At 71.6% G+C, this 15259-nt stretch carries 15 protein-coding genes; 7 read left to right on the top strand and 8 right to left on the bottom strand.

Annotation, left to right across the window (positions count from 1 at the left end):
- The first annotated feature begins 57 nt into the window (after positions 1–57).
- The gene (locus J2853_RS20360) at positions 58–2379 is read left to right on the top strand and encodes an ATP-binding protein (RefSeq protein ID WP_307560235.1); all 2322 of its coding nucleotides are present in this window, start codon (positions 58–60) and stop codon (positions 2377–2379) included.
- A gap of 220 nt (positions 2380–2599) precedes the next feature.
- On the opposite strand, the gene J2853_RS20355 is transcribed toward J2853_RS20360, so the two are convergent.
- Positions 2600–3037: a MarR family winged helix-turn-helix transcriptional regulator gene (locus J2853_RS20355; protein WP_307560233.1), complete on the bottom strand. Its 438-nt coding sequence runs from the start codon at positions 3035–3037 to the stop codon at positions 2600–2602.
- 118 nt (positions 3038–3155) lie between these two features.
- Between J2853_RS20355 and J2853_RS20350 the strand changes: the two genes are divergently transcribed.
- Positions 3156–4001, top strand: a complete 846-nt coding sequence (locus tag J2853_RS20350; RefSeq protein WP_307560231.1) for an NAD-dependent epimerase/dehydratase family protein — start codon at positions 3156–3158, stop codon at positions 3999–4001.
- Positions 4002–4051: 50 nt separating this feature from the next.
- On the opposite strand, the gene J2853_RS20345 is transcribed toward J2853_RS20350, so the two are convergent.
- From J2853_RS20345 to dhaK, 3 genes are read right to left on the bottom strand one after another with little or no spacing between them, the layout of a single operon-like run.
- Entirely contained in the window at positions 4052–4423 is a 372-nt protein-coding gene (locus J2853_RS20345; RefSeq protein WP_307560229.1) for a PTS-dependent dihydroxyacetone kinase phosphotransferase subunit DhaM, read from the bottom strand.
- 13 nt (positions 4424–4436) lie between these two features.
- Positions 4437–5063 (bottom strand): dihydroxyacetone kinase subunit DhaL, encoded by a 627-nt coding sequence (gene dhaL / locus J2853_RS20340; RefSeq protein ID WP_307560228.1) that lies wholly within the window; start codon positions 5061–5063, stop codon positions 4437–4439.
- Positions 5060–6058: a dihydroxyacetone kinase subunit DhaK gene (dhaK, locus tag J2853_RS20335; protein ID WP_307560226.1), complete on the bottom strand. Its 999-nt coding sequence runs from the start codon at positions 6056–6058 to the stop codon at positions 5060–5062. The genes dhaL and dhaK overlap by 4 nt, the downstream gene beginning before the upstream one ends.
- A 374-nt stretch (positions 6059–6432) precedes the next feature.
- On the opposite strand from dhaK, the gene J2853_RS20330 reads away from it, so the two are divergent.
- The 4 genes from J2853_RS20330 to J2853_RS20315 all read left to right on the top strand — a co-directional run bounded on the left by J2853_RS20330 (position 6433) and on the right by J2853_RS20315 (position 10700).
- Entirely contained in the window at positions 6433–7185 is a 753-nt protein-coding gene (locus J2853_RS20330; protein ID WP_307560224.1) for a sulfite exporter TauE/SafE family protein, read from the top strand.
- Positions 7186–7376: 191 nt separating this feature from the next.
- Complete coding sequence (locus J2853_RS20325) at positions 7377–8129, top strand: cyclase family protein (RefSeq protein WP_307560222.1); 753 nt, start codon at positions 7377–7379, stop codon at positions 8127–8129.
- Entirely contained in the window at positions 8126–9898 is a 1773-nt protein-coding gene (locus J2853_RS20320) for a thiamine pyrophosphate-binding protein (protein WP_307560220.1), read from the top strand. Before J2853_RS20325 ends, J2853_RS20320 begins: the two co-directional genes overlap by 4 nt.
- A gap of 52 nt (positions 9899–9950) precedes the next feature.
- On the top strand, positions 9951–10700 hold the full coding sequence (locus J2853_RS20315) for a lysophospholipid acyltransferase family protein (RefSeq protein WP_307560218.1): 750 nt from the start codon (positions 9951–9953) through the stop codon (positions 10698–10700).
- A 167-nt stretch (positions 10701–10867) separates the two neighbouring features.
- Here the strand turns inward: J2853_RS20315 and J2853_RS20310 are convergent, their stop codons facing one another.
- The gene (locus J2853_RS20310; RefSeq protein WP_307560216.1) at positions 10868–11509 is read right to left on the bottom strand and encodes an NADPH-dependent F420 reductase; all 642 of its coding nucleotides are present in this window, start codon (positions 11507–11509) and stop codon (positions 10868–10870) included.
- Positions 11510–11624: 115 nt separating this feature from the next.
- Here J2853_RS20310 and J2853_RS20305 point away from each other — a divergent pair, with 115 nt between their 5' ends.
- Positions 11625–12026, top strand: a complete 402-nt coding sequence (locus J2853_RS20305; RefSeq protein ID WP_307560214.1) for a winged helix-turn-helix transcriptional regulator — start codon at positions 11625–11627, stop codon at positions 12024–12026.
- 90 nt (positions 12027–12116) lie between these two features.
- On the opposite strand, the gene J2853_RS20300 is transcribed toward J2853_RS20305, so the two are convergent.
- The 3 genes from J2853_RS20300 to J2853_RS20290 are packed head-to-tail and all read right to left on the bottom strand — an operon-like array spanning position 12117 to position 15241.
- Complete coding sequence (locus J2853_RS20300) at positions 12117–13283, bottom strand: CaiB/BaiF CoA transferase family protein (protein WP_307560213.1); 1167 nt, start codon at positions 13281–13283, stop codon at positions 12117–12119.
- An 18-nt stretch (positions 13284–13301) separates the two neighbouring features.
- A complete protein-coding gene (locus J2853_RS20295; protein ID WP_307560212.1) occupies positions 13302–14150 on the bottom strand; it encodes an HpcH/HpaI aldolase/citrate lyase family protein in 849 nt (282 codons plus the stop codon).
- Positions 14151–14197: 47 nt separating this feature from the next.
- The gene (locus J2853_RS20290; RefSeq protein WP_307560210.1) at positions 14198–15241 is read right to left on the bottom strand and encodes a zinc-binding dehydrogenase; all 1044 of its coding nucleotides are present in this window, start codon (positions 15239–15241) and stop codon (positions 14198–14200) included.
- Positions 15242–15259: the final 18 nt, after the last annotated feature.

Here is a 15259-nt window from a genome sequence, read left to right as displayed (position 1 = left end):
CTGGTCGAGGAGTGAGCCGCCCGGCGGCCGGAGCGGACACGGTTTCGGGGAGTGCGGATGGTCGGCTCGTTCGGTGTGCTTCTGCGGAGCCTGCGGCAGGCGGCGCAGCTGACGATCGAGGAGTTGTCGCACGTCTCAGGGGTGAGCGTGCGGGCCATCGGGAACATGGAACGCGGCATCAGCCGCGGTCCGCAACAGCGCACGGTGGAGGCGCTGGCCGAGGCGTTGCGGCTCGGTGAGGAGCAGCGGGCCGAGCTGGCCCAGGCCGCGCGGGTAGGCAGGCCCCGTCCGAGCGGTCCGGTGGCGGGTGTGTGCGAGCTGCCGCGCGGGGCGGGTGACTTCACCGGCCGGGTGGGGGAACTGGGCCTGTTGCGCGAGCTCGCCGGGCAGGCCGAAGCCGGGCGGGCCGAAGCGGGGCAGGCCGAAGCCGGGCGGGCCGAAGCGGGGCAGGCCGCGGTGGTGGTCACCATCTCCGGTACCGCCGGGATCGGCAAGACGGCCCTGGCGGTGCATGCCGCCCGGCACCTGGCCGAGCTGTTCCCCGACGGCCGCTTTTATGTGGACCTGCGTGGCATGGACGCGGTGCCGCTGAACTCCGGGGCGGTGCTGTCGCGGCTGCTGAAGGCCTTGGGCGTGGACGAGCGGCGGATCCCCGACGACGCGGAGGAGCGGGCCGAGCTCTACCGGGCGCTGCTGGGTGATCGGCGGTGCCTGATCGTGCTGGACAACGCCGCCGATGAGGCGCAGGTGCTGCCGTTGCTGCCGGCGGGTGGCCGGGGGATGACCATCGTCACCAGCCGGCGGTCGCTGGCCGGGCTGGACGGGGTGCGCCAGGTCCCGCTGGAGCAGTTGTCGGAGGTGGAGGCGGCCGGGCTGTTGCGGGCGATCGTGGGGATGGAGCGGACCGCGGCCGATCCGGACGGGGTGGCCGAGCTGGCCCGGTTGTGCGGGAATCTGCCGCTGGCGGTGCGCATCGCGGGTAACCGGTTGCAGAGCCGTCCGGGTTGGACGGTGGGCCAGCTGACGGGGCGGCTGGGGGATGAGGGACGCCGGTTGGAAGCGCTGGCGGTCGGGGATTTGGCGGTGGCCGCCGCGTTCGCGTTGTCGTATCGGCAGGTGTCGGGGACGGCGAGGGTTGCTTTCCGGCGGCTGGCGCTGGCGGTCGCATCGGATGTCGGGGTGCCGCTGGCCGCCGTTTTGGCCCAGGTGGATGTGTTCGAGGCCGAGGACGCGCTGGAGGAGCTGGTCGAGCTGGGCCTGCTGACCTCGCCGTACGCCGGGCGGTACGTCTTCCACGACCTGGTCCGGTTGTATGCCCGTGCCCAGCTGGAGCAGGAGGAGCCGATCGAGGCGCGGCGGGAGGCGCGCCGGCGGATGGAGGCATGGCTGCTGGAGATGGCGGTGGTGGCCGGGCGCTGGTTCGAGCCGGGCCATGGCGCTCCGCCGCCGGAGTGGCGTTCCCTGGTCACGCTCGACAGCCGGCGGGAGGCGAGCGATTGGCTGCGGGCGGAGAGCGTGGCCTGGCTGGAGGCGCTGCGCTCGGTGGCTCGGCGTGGAGAGCACGCGACGGTGGTCGAGGTGGCCGAGTCCATGCACTGGTTCTCCGACCAGTGGATCCAGTGGGGGCACTGGACCGAGGTGTTCGAGCTGTCCTCCGGCGCGTCACGGGCCATGGGCGACCGGCTGCAGGAGGCGGTGCATCTCAACTACCTGTCCTGGGCGTTGTCTGAGTGTGAGGGCCGTGGCGAGGAGGGCGAGGCGACCGCGTTGCGGGCACTGGAGCTGGCCCGCGAGGCCGGCGACGTACGCCAGCAGGGGTGGGCACTGGTGTATGCCGGCTGGGCACTCAAGGGCGATCCGGCGAGCCTGGAGCGTGAGCTGGACTACACCCGGCGAGCCGCTGATCTCCTTCTCCAAGCCGGGGACCTGGAAGGTTATCCCCAGGCCGTGGTGGGCTACATCAGCGCGCTGAGTCGGGCGGACCGGCCAGAGAAGGGCTTGGAGCACAGTCTGGCGCTGGTGGCCACGCTGCGTGACCCCGCCTACGGCGGCTCTCCGGCCATCGTCAGCTTCAGTCTCGGGGCCGCCCTGGACGGTGTCGGCATCACTTACCTCGCGCTCGAACGCTGGGAGGAGGCGGTCGAGGCCTTCCAGCAGGCACTGCCCGAGTTGCGCGCCCACCCGATTACCTGGGTCCTGGGGCGTACCCATCGCGGCCTGGGCACCGCGCTGCGGCGCCTGGGCCGGATCGAGGAGGCGCGCCAGGCGTTGACGGAGGCGGCACGGCTGTACGAGGAAGCCGGTGCTTCCGAGCAGGCCGCCGAGGTGGTCAAGGAACTCCAGGAGACAGCCGGACCCGGCGCGACGGCTGAACGTTGAGCGCGACGAACGGCACCGGATCCCGGCCCGGGACAGATGCGGCCCCGTGTGCGTTCGGTCTGAGTCGTCACGACTTCCATGCGGGTTCACGCCACCGCTGACGCGGTGGAGGTGCCACCTCGGGCGGGGGAACGAGGGAAGGCGGTACGACGGAAGGGGAGCTCTACGCCGGACGCCGGCGACGAAGCCCGCCCTCGGGCGACGATGGGGCCGGGCGGGGTCAATCCGGGCGCAGCCGTGTGGACAGCCGGTGGAGCGCCTCCAGATCGGCGCCCGACAGTTCCGACAGGATGGCGGGTGGCTGGTAGAAGTCGTCCAGCAGCCGCGTTCGGAGCTGTTTGCCGCGAGGGCTCAGAACCACGACCTTGACGCGCCTGTCGGTCTGGTGGGCCTGACGCTCGACCAGTCCCTGCTTCTCCAGCCGGTCGACGATCCAGGTGACGGTCGAGGCGTCGCAGCGCCACATGCCGGCCAGCGCGCGCATCGGTTCGCCGCGATCCGGGACCAGTCGCATGAGGGCCTTGAGGTCTCCGGGGCTGACGCCGAGCTCGGTGAGGGCCTCGACGCGGCGCTCGTGCTCGGCCATGAAGAACTCGTACAGCCCCTTCCAGGTCTCGGACCTGAGCTGGTCGTCCCGCCCGGGATCGCGTTCTTCCATGAGATCCATGGTACGGACGTCACCCGGCTCGAAATATTGGATAGATCAAAAGGTTTGATGTATAAAAGTACATGTTAGCGTCGGAGCCGACACCACATCGAGCTTCGGGAGTCTCACCATGACCATCCTCGTGACCGGCGCGACCGGTCGAGTCGGCAGCCGGTTCGTCCCTCGCCTGCTCCAGCAGGGGGAGCCCGTCCGGGTGCTCGTCCGCGACCCGGTCCGGGCCGCTTTCCTGGGCGCTCTCGGCGCCGAGGTCGTCGTCGGCGACCTGCGTGACACCGACGCCCTCGACGACGTCCTCAAGGGCGCCGAGGTCGTCGTTCATCTCGGCGCGGCCTTCCGCGGCGTCTCCGACGAGGAGGCGGTCGCCGTCAACCACGCCGCCACGGTCGAGTTGGCCGTGTCCGCGCTTCGATCCGGCGTCACCCGGTTCGTCTACGCGAGCACCACCCTCGCCTACGGCTCCGGACGGGGCCGCCCGGCGCTTGAGGCGGATGAGCTCGTTCCGCCGGGGCGGGCCTACCCCACGAGTAAGGCGGGCGCGGAGAAAGCCCTCCTGCGACTCCATCGGGACGAGGGGTTGCCCCTGCGCGTCGCCCGTCTGGCCTTCGTCTACGGCGACGGCGATCCGCACCTCGCCGAATCGCTCCTGTGGGCACGCGACTGGCCGTCGCACAAGCGCCTGCACCTGGTGCATCACGCCGACGTCGCCCAGGCCCTGCTGCGGGTCGTCCGGGCGGACGGCGCGGACGGAGAGGCGTTCAACGTCGCCGACGACGCACCCGTCACCGCGCTGGAGCTGCTGAACCTCAACGGCGAGCCGGTCGCCGGGGAGGCGGCGGACCGGACCCTCGACGACCCCTGGGAGGGCATCGCCGACACCTCCAAGATCCGGCGTGAGCTCGGATTCCGGCCGATCCATCCCACCGTCCACGCCGCCAAGGACGCCGGGGCCCTCTGAGGGCGCCGGCCCGCCGTTCACGTCTCCGGAGGACGTACGGGCGACCGGCGTCAGAGTTTGCGGAAGGTCCTGGCCTCCTCGGCCGCCGCGAGCACGTCCTTCAGCGGCATGTCCGAGCCCGCCGACACGGCGGCGGCGATGGTTCCCTCCACGAACGGCACGTCGGCGATCACCACGTCCGGTCCTGCGAACAGCCGGGCGGTCAGCACCGAGCTCCCCAGGTCGGGGATGAGAATCACCCCGTCCCCCCGGTCCACCTCCTCGATCGCCGCCTCCACCAGGCCGGGGCTGGTGCCGAGGCCACCGTCCTCGGTGCCTCCGGCCGCCGCCAGCGGGACGTTCTCGCCGCCGATCTGCGCGGCCAGGGCCGCGACCTCGGCGGCCAGCGGACCACTGTGTGAGATGAGAACGATGCCTACCATCGAGGGCGTTCGCTCATCGTGTCGCGACCGTGTTCAGAGCGGCGAAGATGAGCGCGGTGGAGGCCGCGCCGGGGTCCTCGTGGCCCACGCTGCGAGGACCGAGATAGCTGGCCCGCCCCTTGCGGGCCAGCATCGGGATCGTGGCCTCCGCCCCGGCGAGGGCCGCCGCCGCCGCGGCGGCGATCGCCTCCTGCTGTTTCACCCCATCCCGTACGGCCTGCTCCAGAGCCCGGATCGCCGGGATGAGGGCGTCCACCAGGGTTTTGTCGCCTTCGACCGCCGCCCCCAGCTTCTGGATCCCGGCCAGCCCGGCCCGCAGGGCGGTGCAGAGCTCCGCGACCGACACGTCGGGGGTGTCGCCCAGGACTTTGCCCATCTCACGGAACGCCATGCCGTACAGGGGGCCCGAAGCCCCGCCGACGTTGCGGATCAGAGTGTCCCCGACCTGCTTCAGCAGCGCCCCGGTGGTGTCCGGCTGCTTGGCGGCCAGCACCGGCGCGACCGCGGCGAAGCCCCGATCGAGGTTGGCCCCGTGGTCGGCGTCGCCGACCGCGGCGTCCAGCCGGGTCAGCCGGTCCCTCTCCACGTGGACGGTCCGGATGATCTCCTCGATCCAGGAGGCGAAGAAGGCGGCGTTCACGTCAGACGACCCCAGCGCAGGGCGGGGGTCTCGACGGGGGCGTCCCAGAGGCGGGTGAGCCGATCGTCCAGTCGGCAGGTCGTGATCGAGAAGCCCTGCATGTCGAGGCTGGTGGTGTAGTTGCCGACGAGGCTCCGGGCCGCTCTCGCGCCCTTCTCGGCCAGGTAGTCGACGACCTCCGCGAAGACGATGTACAGCTCGATCAGGGGCGTGCCGCCCATGCCGTTCACCATGACCAGGGTGTCCCCGGAGATCGGCAGGTCGTCGTGGAGGGCGTCCATCGCGATCCGGGCCAGGTCACGGGCGGGGCGCATGGCCGCGCGGGTCCGGCCGGGCTCGCCGTGGATGCCTATGCCCAGCTCGATCTCGGCGTCGCCCAGGTCGAAGGTGGGCTTGCCCACGGCGGGTGTGGTGCAGGAGCTCAGCCCGATGCCGAAAGAACGGCTGCGGGCGTTGACCTCCTCCGCGACGCGCAGGACCTCCCGCAGCGGAGCGCCGGCCTCGGCCAGGGCTCCGGCGATCTTCTCGACGAAGACCGTGGCCCCGGTGCCTCTGCGGCCCGCGGTGTGGATGGAGTTGTGCACGGCCACGTCGTCGTCGACCAGTACGGCCGCCACCTCGATGTTCTCCTCGGCGGAGAGCTCGGCGGTCATCTGGAAGTTCAGGACGTCGCCCGTGTAGTTCTTCACGATGTGCAGCACCCCGGCGCCGCCGTTCACCGCCGTGGTGGCCTCGATCATCTGGTGGGGCACCGGGGAGGTGAAGACCTCTCCGGGGCAGGCCGCGTCGAGCATGCCGTACCCGACGAAGCCGGTGTGCAGCGGCTCGTGCCCGGAGCCCCCGCCGGACACCAGGCCGACCTTGCCGGGACGCGGCCCCGCGGCGCGGAGAACGATCCGGCTCTCCTCGTCCACCCGCAGCTCGGGATGCGCGGCGGCGAGACCGCGCAGCGCGTCCGGTACGACCGACTCGATGTCGTTGATGAGCTTTTTCACAGTTTCTAAACTGTTCCCGTTCGCCGGTGATCGCAAGCGCTCACCTGGGAAAACCTCGTCCATTTCGTTCTCCGGGGCCGTCGCGGGCTTTCCTCCGAGGGGTTCCGGCACCGGGTGCCGGCCCGTTCCGCCGGGGCCGGATCGCCGGGCGCTCGGTCGCCGGCTCGTATGCGGCGCCCCGCCGGACGTGCGTTCCGCCGAGGTCGCCGGGATCGCTCTTGGCTCCTGCCCGTGAGGCGTTTCCGGCGGGTGAGAGATTCCTGATCCGCGGGTCGTTTCCCCACTGGGGTGGCTTTTTTCATCACAGTGGGACAAACGTGCTGAGGGTGGAACAACAGGATTAACGACGTACTCCTGTGATTAGGGTTGACGATGTGACTGTCGCTGAAGTGCTGGGGCTGGCCGCGGTGGGAGTGCTGGCGGGCGTGGTCAGCACGGTGGTGAGCCTGGCGTCCGTGGTGTCCTACCCGGCGCTGCTGGCGTTCGGCCTGTCCCCGCTGAGCGCGAACGTCACGAACACGGTCGCGCTGATGTTCACCGGCCTGGGGGCGGCGGCCGGATCGCGGCCGGAACTCGCGGGTCAGGGGAGGCGGGTCCTGCGACTGGGGTGGGTGACGGCGCTGGGAGGCGCCACCGGCGCGCTCCTGCTGCTGCTGACTCCGTCCCAGACGTTCGAGGTGATCGCGCCGTGGCTGATCGCGGCCGCCTCACTGATGTTGATCCGCCCTCCGAGGCTGGTCGCCCTGGCGGGAAGTCCCGAGGCGGAGCGCGGCTGGGCGGTGCGCGCCGCGCTGTTCGCGGTCGCGATCTACATCGGATACTTCGGAGCGGCCGGTGGGATCCTCATGTTCGCGGTGCTGGCGGCCGTGCTGGACCAGACGCCGGTCAAGGTCAACGCCGTCAAGAACGTGGTGTCCGCGCTGGCCAACGCCGTGGCCGCGATCGGCTTCGCGATCTTCGGGCCGGTGGACTGGTCCGTGGTGGCGCCGCTCGCCGCGGGGTTCCTGGTGGGAGGCTGGTCCGGCCCGGCGATCGCACGGCGGCTCCCCGGCCAGTCCCTCCGGATCGTCGCCGCCGTCTGCGGCCTGCTCGTCGCGATCGCACTCGGCGTCGACGCCTACAAGTGAGGACGCCTGCAGGTGAGGACGCCTGCGGGTGAGGCGGTCTCTCCTTGAGAGGATGTTCCCGAGACGGCGCTCCCCGAAGAAGGCGTTCCCTCTCCGGGGGAGATGGGGATGACGGGAGGCGTGAGGGTGTAGGAGGATCTGGCCAGATCTTTTCTGATACTGGAGGCGTCATGTCGGTTTTGCGGAGCTTGGTGGAAAGCGTTCGGAACGGCGGGATCGAGGTGATCGACCTCACGGCTCCGCTGACGTCGGAGACGCCGATCCTGCAGCTGCCCGAGCCGTTCGGCAACACCGTCCCCTTCACGCTGAAGGAGATCAGCCGCTATGACGACCGCGGCCCGGCCTGGTACTGGAACGACATCTCGACCGGCGAACATTCGGGAACGCATTTCGACGCGCCGATCCACTGGGTCACCGGCAAGGACGGCGAGGACATCTCACAGGTGCCGGTGGAGCGGCTGATCGCCCCGGCCGTGGTGCTCGACTTCTCCGCCCAGGCGGACAAGGACCCCGACTTCCTGCTGGAGATCGAGCACGTCAAGGAGTGGGAGCAGGCCAACGGGCCGCTTCCCGAGGGCGGGTGGTTGCTCTACCGCACCGGCTGGGACGCCCACTCCCACGACCAGGAGCGTTTCCTGAACGCGAACGAGACGGGCCCGCACACGCCCGGCATCTCGGCGGAGTGCGCCAAGTGGCTGGCCGAGGAGACCTCGATCGCCGGGCTCGGCGTGGAGACCGTGGGCACCGACGCGGGCGCCGCGCACAGCTTCGACCCGCCCTTCCCCTGCCACTCGTTCATGCTCGGCGCCGGGAAGTACGGCCTGACCCAGCTCCGCAACCTCGACCGGCTCCCGGTCACCGGCGCCGTGATCGTCGCCCCGCCGCTGCCCATCGTCGGCGGCTCCGGCAGCCCGGTGCGGGTGCTGGCACTGGTCGAGAAGTGAACGTCGCCGAAGCCGTGGGCCGGGTCCTCGCCTCCCTCGGCGTGGACACCGCCTTCGGGGTGGTGGGCAGCGGCAACTTCCACGTCACCAACGCGCTGATCGAGCATGGTGTGCGATACGTCGCCGCGCGCCACGAGGGCGGCGCGGCGACCATGGCCGACGCCTACGCGCGCCTCAGCGGCAAGGTCGGGGTACTCAGCGTTCATCAGGGACCGGGTCTCACCAACGCGATGACCGGCATCACGGAGGCGGCCAAGAGCCGCACGCCGCTCATCGTGCTGGCCGGAGAGGTGACCGCGCCACGGTCCAACTTCTTCGTCGACCAGACCGCCCTGGCCACGGCGGTCGGCGCCGTCCCGATGCGGATCGGCTCCGCCGGGACCGCCGTCGCCGAGACCGCCGAGGCGTTCCGCCTCGCGCGCGACGAGCGGCGCACGGTTCTGCTCAACCTTCCGCTGGAGGTGCAGGACCAGACCGTCCAGAACCCGCCGGACGCCGCCTTCCCCGACTCCGGCGCCACCCTGCAGGCGGGGGGCGAGCCGGAGGCGGAGGCGGCCGGGCGGCTGGCGGAGATCCTCGCGGCGGCGCGGCGGCCGGTGTTCGTGGCGGGGCGAGGAGGCCGTACGGCTCGGCGGGAGCTCGAAAGGCTCGCCGAGCGGGCAGGGGCGCTGCTCGCCACCTCCGCCGTGGCCAAGGGGCTTTTCCGGGGCAACCCCTGGAGCCTGGACGTGAGCGGAGGCTTCGCCTCGCCCCTCACCGCCGAACTCATCCGCGACGCGGACGTGATCGTGGGCTGGGGCTGCGCGCTCAACATGTGGACCATGCGTCAGGGCGCGCTGATCGGCCCGGACGCCACGGTCGTCCAGGTCGACCTGGATCCCGCGGCCCTCGGCGCCCACCGCCCCGTCCACCTCGGGGTGGTCGGCGACGTCGCCCTCACCGCGCGGGCCGTCACGGACCTGCTCGGCGAGGCCGGGCGAGGCCCCCACCCGGCCGCACCGGGCGAGTACGGCGCCGGCACGCCGGCCCCGTCCGGCGGGAGCGTCGCCGGCACGCCGGCCGCCTCCGATCGGGACGCCGCCGGACGGGAGCGAGCCGCGTCCGGCGGCGTCGGATACCGGTCCGAGGCGCTGGCCGGGCGGATCGCCGGGGAGAACCGCTGGCGGGACGTGCCCTACGCCGACGAGGGCGGGGACGGCCGGATCGACCCCCGGACATTGACGATCGAGCTGGACGACCTGCTCCCCGCGGAACGCGTCGTCTCCATCGACTCCGGAAATTTCATGGGATATCCGGCGATGTTCCTCGATGTCCCCGACGAGTTCGGTTTCTGCTTCACCCAGGGCTTCCAGTCGATCGGACTCGGCCTGGCCACCGCGATCGGCGCGGCCGTGGCCCGGCCGGACCGGCTTCCGGTGGCCGCGCTCGGCGACGGCGGCGCGCTGATGGGCATCGCCGAACTGGAGACGGTCGTACGGCTCGGCCTCCCGATGGTGATCGTGGTCTACGACGACGAGGGCTACGGCGCCGAGGTCCACCACTTCGGCCCGGACGGGCACCGCCTGGACACCGTCACCTTCCCGCCCGCCGACCTCGCCGCCATCGCCAGGGGATTCGGCTGCGAGGCGGTGACCGTACGGGATCGGGCGGATCTGGCGGCGGTGGCCGGGTGGGTGAAGGGGCCCCGGGACCGGCCGTTGCTGGTCCACGCCAAGGTCAGCGCCGCGCGCGGCTCGTGGTGGCTGGAGGAGGCCTTCCGAGGGCACTGAGTCCGGCAGGCACCGGTCATGACCTGCCGGGCGGCTGGGGTACGGTTCAGCCATGGCTGAGATCGTGTACCCCCCGGTCATCGGGGCCGCGCGGACCCTGTTCCGCGCCCTGGACCTCAAGATCCGTATTGAGGGCGCGGAGCATATCCCGCGAACCGGTGGAGCTGTGCTGGTCAGCAACCACATCAGCTATCTGGACTTCATCTTCGCCGGCCTGACCGCGCTGCCGGCCAAGCGCCTGGTGCGCTTCATGGCGAAGAAGGAGGTCTTCGACCACAGGATCTCCGGTCCGCTGATGCGTGGCATGCACCACATTCCGGTGGACCGCGCGGCGGGCGCCGCCGCGTTCGGGGCGGCGCTGAAGTCGCTCAGGGACGGCGAGGTCGTGGGCGTGTTCGCGGAGGCCACGATCAGCCGGTCCTTCACGATCAAGGAGATCAAGAACGGCGCGGTCCGGATGGCCGTCGGCGCGAAGGTGCCGATGATCCCGATGGCCCTCTGGGGCACCCAGCGGCTGTGGACCAAGGGCCACCCCAAGAGGCTGTTCCAGCGGCACGTGCCGATCACCATCCAGGTCGGCGAGCCCATGTATCCCAAGCGCGGCGACGACTACGACGCCGTCAGCGCCGATCTGCGCGAGCGCATGGCCACGATGCTGGACCAGGCCCAGCGGAGCTACCCGGAGATCCCCCCGGGCGCCTGGTGGCAGCCCCGCCACCTCGGCGGCACCGCCCCCACGCCGGAGGAGGCCGCCGAGATGGACGAAACCGAGGCGAAGGACAGGGAGGCCCGTCAGCCGTAAGCACCGGACGCGGGTCGGGGGCGCCGGAGCGGATACCCGGGGGCGGCGGCGAACGCCGGAGCAGGGCGAGGATCCGTGCACGGAGCCGGCGGTGGCTGTCGTGCCATGGCCGTGACGAACGGCACACCGCGCAGGGGGCTCCTCGTGGGCGGACGTCGTCGAGGTGACTATCGTGCGACGGCCATGGCGAACGGCACGGGTCCCAGGGCGTGGATGAGATGACGGATCATCAGCGCGAACGCCTCGGGCACCCGGGCGGTCTCCACGTCCCCGAGATCGATGATCCACTCCGGTGACCAGCCCAGGTCGGTGAGCAGACCGGTGACGGTCTTCTTGGCGTCGGCGTCGTTCCCGGACACGAAGGCGGCGGGAGGCGCGGACAGGCGGGCCGGATCGGCCATGACCGAGTCGTGCACGGTGTTGAGCGTCTTCACCACGCGCGTCCCGGGCAGCGCCCGCTGAAGCTCCTCGGCCAGGCTGCCGCCCGGGTACAGCAGCGCCGCCGCGAAACCGGCCGGGTCGACCTCGACGGCGTTCGCGACGTCGAGGAGGACCTTGCCCGACAGCTGTGCCGCAAGGCCGGTCAGCGTCCGCACCGACGCCGAACCCGGCATGGCGTTGACGATCACTTCGGCCGAGCCCGCCGCGTCCGGCAGACCGGCGACGCGTACGCCGGAGGCGGCCCATCCGGCGGTCGCGGAGCCGTGCGGATCCCGGGACCCCACGACCACCTCGTGCCCCGCGTCGCGGAGCTTACCGACAAGTGCGCGGGCCACGTGCCCGGAGCCGAGGACGGCGATCGTCGTCATGATCTCTTCACTTCCTGATCGGGTGAGAACTGCACGGTCAGGTGTGAAAGTAGCCATCGCTACCCTTGGCGAGAAGTACGCACTTCAAAGTGGCCAACGCACGCTAAGGGATGGCATGACCACGCAAAGCGCCGCGCAACGGCAGGCGGAGGTCCGGGTCTCGCACCGGGCCCGTTTCGCCGCCTGCCCCACCAACCGGCTGCTCGATCGCATCGGCGACAAGTGGGTCGGCCTCATCCTCAAGGAGCTGGCCGAGGGCCGGTGCCGCTACGGGGAGCTGGCCCGCACGATCGCCGGGGCGAGCCAGAAGATGCTCACTCAGACCCTGCGCAACCTCGAACGCGACGGTCTCGTCTCCCGCACCGTGACCCCGGCCGTCCCGGCGCGCGTGGACTACGAGCTCACCCCGCTGGGCCGGAGCCTGCTGCCCGTCATCCGGGCCGTGACGGAGTGGGCCGAGCGGCACATCGACGAGGTCGACGCCGCCCACGAGGCCTACGACACCCGCGAACGCTGATCAACCGGTTTCCGGGCGCCGGCTCGGCCGCTGCTCCGGCTCAGGGCGATCGGCTCGGTGCGGCGGGCGGGCGACGACCTGGGCCCGATGTCAGGTCCGGTCCTCCGCCGGGCCGCCCGCCCCGGGGGCGAACTCGGCGCGGAGGGCGTCGCTGTGCTGACCGGCCGCCGGGATCGCGCCCATGGCCGCCTCCCGTCCCGTCACGGTGACCGGGGGCAGCAGGGAGCGGACGGGGCCGACGGGAGAGTCCACCTCGCGCCACCGATCGCGTGCCTCCAGCTGCGGGTGCTCGGCGAACTCGTGCATGGTGCGCATGCGGGCGTTGGCGATGCCCACCTCGTCGAGGCGCTCGATGACCTGCTGGGCGGTCAGGCCGGACAGGGCCTCCTGGAGCATCACCCGCAGCTCGGCGTCGTTCTCCACGCGGCTGGAGTTGCGGATGAAACGCGGGTCCCGGGCCAGGTCCGGCCGGCCCAGGACGTCGGCGCAGAGCGCCGCCCACTCGCGCTCGTTCTGCACGCCGATGAACACCTGGCCTCCGTCTCCGGCCTGGTACGGCCCGTAGGGGGAGATGGAGGCGTGGCGGGCGCCGGTGCGGGGCGGAGGCGTGCCGCCGTAGCCGGCGTAGAAGTACGGCTGGCTTGCCCACTCGCCGAGCGCGTCGAGCATCGCCACCTCGAAGCCGGTGCCGGCGCCGGTGCGCTCGCGCTCGTACAGCGCGGTCAGCACACCGCTGTAGGCGTACATGCCGGCGGAGATGTCCGCGATGGAGATGCCCGCCTTGACGGGTGACTCGGGCGTGCCGGTCACCGACAGCACGCCGGTCTCACACTGGATGAGCAGGTCGTAGGCTTTCTTGCTGCGGTAAGGGCCCTCCGAGCCGTAGCCGGAGATCGAGCAGATGATCAGCCTCGGATGCTTGGCGCGCAGGGTCTCCTCGTCCAGGCCCAGCCGCTGCACCGCCCCCGGCACGAGGTTCTGCACGAACACGTCCGCCCGCGCGAGCATCGCGTCGAGGACCGCGCGGTCCTCGGGGTCCTTGATGTCGAGCGTGATGCTCTCCTTGCCCCGGTTGAGCCACACGAAGTAGCTCGACATGCCCTTGACCGTCTCGTCGTAGCCACGGGCGAAGTCCCCGCCGCCCGCACGCTCGATCTTGATCACGCGTGCACCGAGGTCGGCCAGCTGGCGGGTGGCGAACGGGGCCGCCACGGCCTGTTCCAGCGCGATGACGGTGATGCCCTCCAACGGGAGCATCAGGACCTCCTCAGGTCGTCAGGGGGCGGGCTCCACGCCGGCCCGTCGCAGGACCAGCCGGGCGCGCTCCACGACCGGCCGGTCGACCATCTTCCCGTCCAGCCGTCCCGCGCCGCCGTCGGCGACGCTGTCCAGGATCCGCCGGGCGCGGAGAACGTCCTCCTCGCTGGGGCTGAACGCGGTGTTGACGGCGCTCACCTGGCGCGGGTGGACGCACAGCTTGCCTCCGAAACCCAGGCCGGCCGCGGTGGCCGCCTCCGCCTCGACGACGGAAGGGTCGTCCAGGACGACGGTGACGCCGTCGATCGGGGCGGCCACGCGTGCCGCGCGCGACGCCACCACCAGGGAGGAACGCGCGAACAGCATCGAGGTCGGGGTTTCCTCTGCCCCGAGGTCGAGGGCGAAGTCGATCGAGCCGAAGGCCAGGCGAGCCACGCCGGGCGCCGAGGCCAGGTCATACGCGCGGTGCAGGCCCAGCGCCGTCTCGACCAGCGCGATCACCACGGTGTCCGGGCCCAGGGCGTCGCTCAGCTCACCCAGGGCCCGCGGGTCCTCGGCCTTGGGCAGCATGACGGCGCGCAGGCCCCGCGCCCCGGACAGCGCGGAGACGTCGGCGTCGTGGAACGGCGTGCCCCGGGCGTTGATCCGCACGCACGCGACACCGCCCGCGCCGAGCCAGCGCGCGACCTCGGCGCGGGCCGGCTCCTTGGCGTCCGCGGCGACGGCGTCCTCCAGATCGCAGATCACGACGTCGGCGCCGCTCGCGGCCGCCTTGGCGAACCGGTCGCCGCGGTCACCGGGGACGAACAGCCAGGAGCGGGCTCCGGGCACATCCGCCGTCACGGGCGGGTGGGCGGGCGTTGACATCTCTGCTCATTTCAGGTGGCCGGCGTGCCGGCGTCTCGGCTACTCGTTCAATTGAGCATGACTTTGATCGACTCCCGGGCCGACATCGCGGCATAGCCCTGAGCCACGTCGGCGAGCGGGATCACGCTATCGAAGACCGAGCCGGGATCGAGCGTCCCGGCCATGATCCGCGAGATCAGGTCGGGGAGGTAACGGCGTGCGGGGGCGATTCCGAGATTCAGGCTCAGGTGGTGGATGAGCGGCTGGAACAACGGCAGCTCCGGCGCTGTGTGCGGGATGCCGACCGCGCCGATCGAGCCTCCCTCGCGGGCCATGCCGACCGCCATCGCCCAGGACTCCGGAGTGCCGACCGCTTCCACCACATGGCGTACGCCCAGGCCGCCGGTCCTTTCGCGGACGGCCGCGATGCCCTCGTCGCCTCGCTCGGCGATGACATCCGTCGCGCCGAAGGACCTGCCGATCGCGGCGCGGTCCGCGTGCCGGCTCATCAGGATGATCCGCTCGGCGCCGAGGACGGCCTTCGCCCCCAGCACCGCGCACAGTCCGACCGCCCCGTCGCCGATGACGGCCACCGTCGACCCCTCGGTGACGCCGGCCAGGACGGCTCCGTGCAGCCCGGTGGCCATCACGTCGGAGGCGGACAGGAGCGCGGCGTACAGCGACTCGTCGACACCGCTCACGCCACCCGGTACGGCCACGAGGGTTCCGTCGGCCTGGGGAACCCGCACGGCTTCGCCCTGGCCGCCGTCGGTGCCCGGCGCGCCGAAGGTGCCGCCGTTGTCACATGAGCTCTGGATCCCGTCCACGCAGGCCGGGCAGGTGTTGTCGGACCACATGAACGGCGCGACGACGAGGTCGCCGGGACGGAGGGTGCCGACCTCGCTGCCGACTTCCTCGACGACGCCGATGAACTCGTGGCCCAGCCGGGATCGCTCCACGCGGTTGATGATCCCGCGGTAGGACCACAGGTCCGAACCGCAGACGCAGGAACGGAGAACCCGCACCACGGCGTCGGTGGGCTGGGACAGGGAGGCGTCGGGCACGTCGTCGACGACGACGTTCCCGGCAGACAGGTAGAGAGCGGCACGCATGGAGGAGATCGCCTTCGT

It is taken from the genome of Streptosporangium lutulentum (assembly GCF_030811455.1).
In the GTDB taxonomy this organism is placed as follows: domain Bacteria; phylum Actinomycetota; class Actinomycetes; order Streptosporangiales; family Streptosporangiaceae; genus Streptosporangium; species Streptosporangium lutulentum.
The sequence above is the reverse complement of the archived record's forward strand: the minus strand, read 5'-3'. Positions and strand labels throughout refer to the sequence as shown.

Excerpts from the sequence above, each read along its gene's own strand:
- J2853_RS20360 (WP_307560235.1), top strand. The coding sequence starts at position 58 with ATGGTCGGCTCGTTCGGTGTGCTTCTGCGGAGCCTGCGGCAGGCGGCG.
- J2853_RS20355 (WP_307560233.1), bottom strand. The coding sequence starts at position 3,037 with ATGGAAGAACGCGATCCCGGGCGGGACGACCAGCTCAGGTCCGAGACC.
- J2853_RS20350 (WP_307560231.1), top strand. The coding sequence starts at position 3,156 with ATGACCATCCTCGTGACCGGCGCGACCGGTCGAGTCGGCAGCCGGTTC.
- J2853_RS20345 (WP_307560229.1), bottom strand. The coding sequence starts at position 4,423 with ATGGTAGGCATCGTTCTCATCTCACACAGTGGTCCGCTGGCCGCCGAG.
- J2853_RS20315 (WP_307560218.1), top strand. The coding sequence starts at position 9,951 with ATGGCTGAGATCGTGTACCCCCCGGTCATCGGGGCCGCGCGGACCCTG.
- J2853_RS20310 (WP_307560216.1), bottom strand. The coding sequence starts at position 11,509 with ATGACGACGATCGCCGTCCTCGGCTCCGGGCACGTGGCCCGCGCACTT.
- J2853_RS20305 (WP_307560214.1), top strand. The coding sequence starts at position 11,625 with ATGACCACGCAAAGCGCCGCGCAACGGCAGGCGGAGGTCCGGGTCTCG.
- J2853_RS20300 (WP_307560213.1), bottom strand. The coding sequence starts at position 13,283 with ATGCTCCCGTTGGAGGGCATCACCGTCATCGCGCTGGAACAGGCCGTG.
- J2853_RS20295 (WP_307560212.1), bottom strand. The coding sequence starts at position 14,150 with ATGTCAACGCCCGCCCACCCGCCCGTGACGGCGGATGTGCCCGGAGCC.
- J2853_RS20290 (WP_307560210.1), bottom strand. The coding sequence starts at position 15,241 with ATGCGTGCCGCTCTCTACCTGTCTGCCGGGAACGTCGTCGTCGACGAC.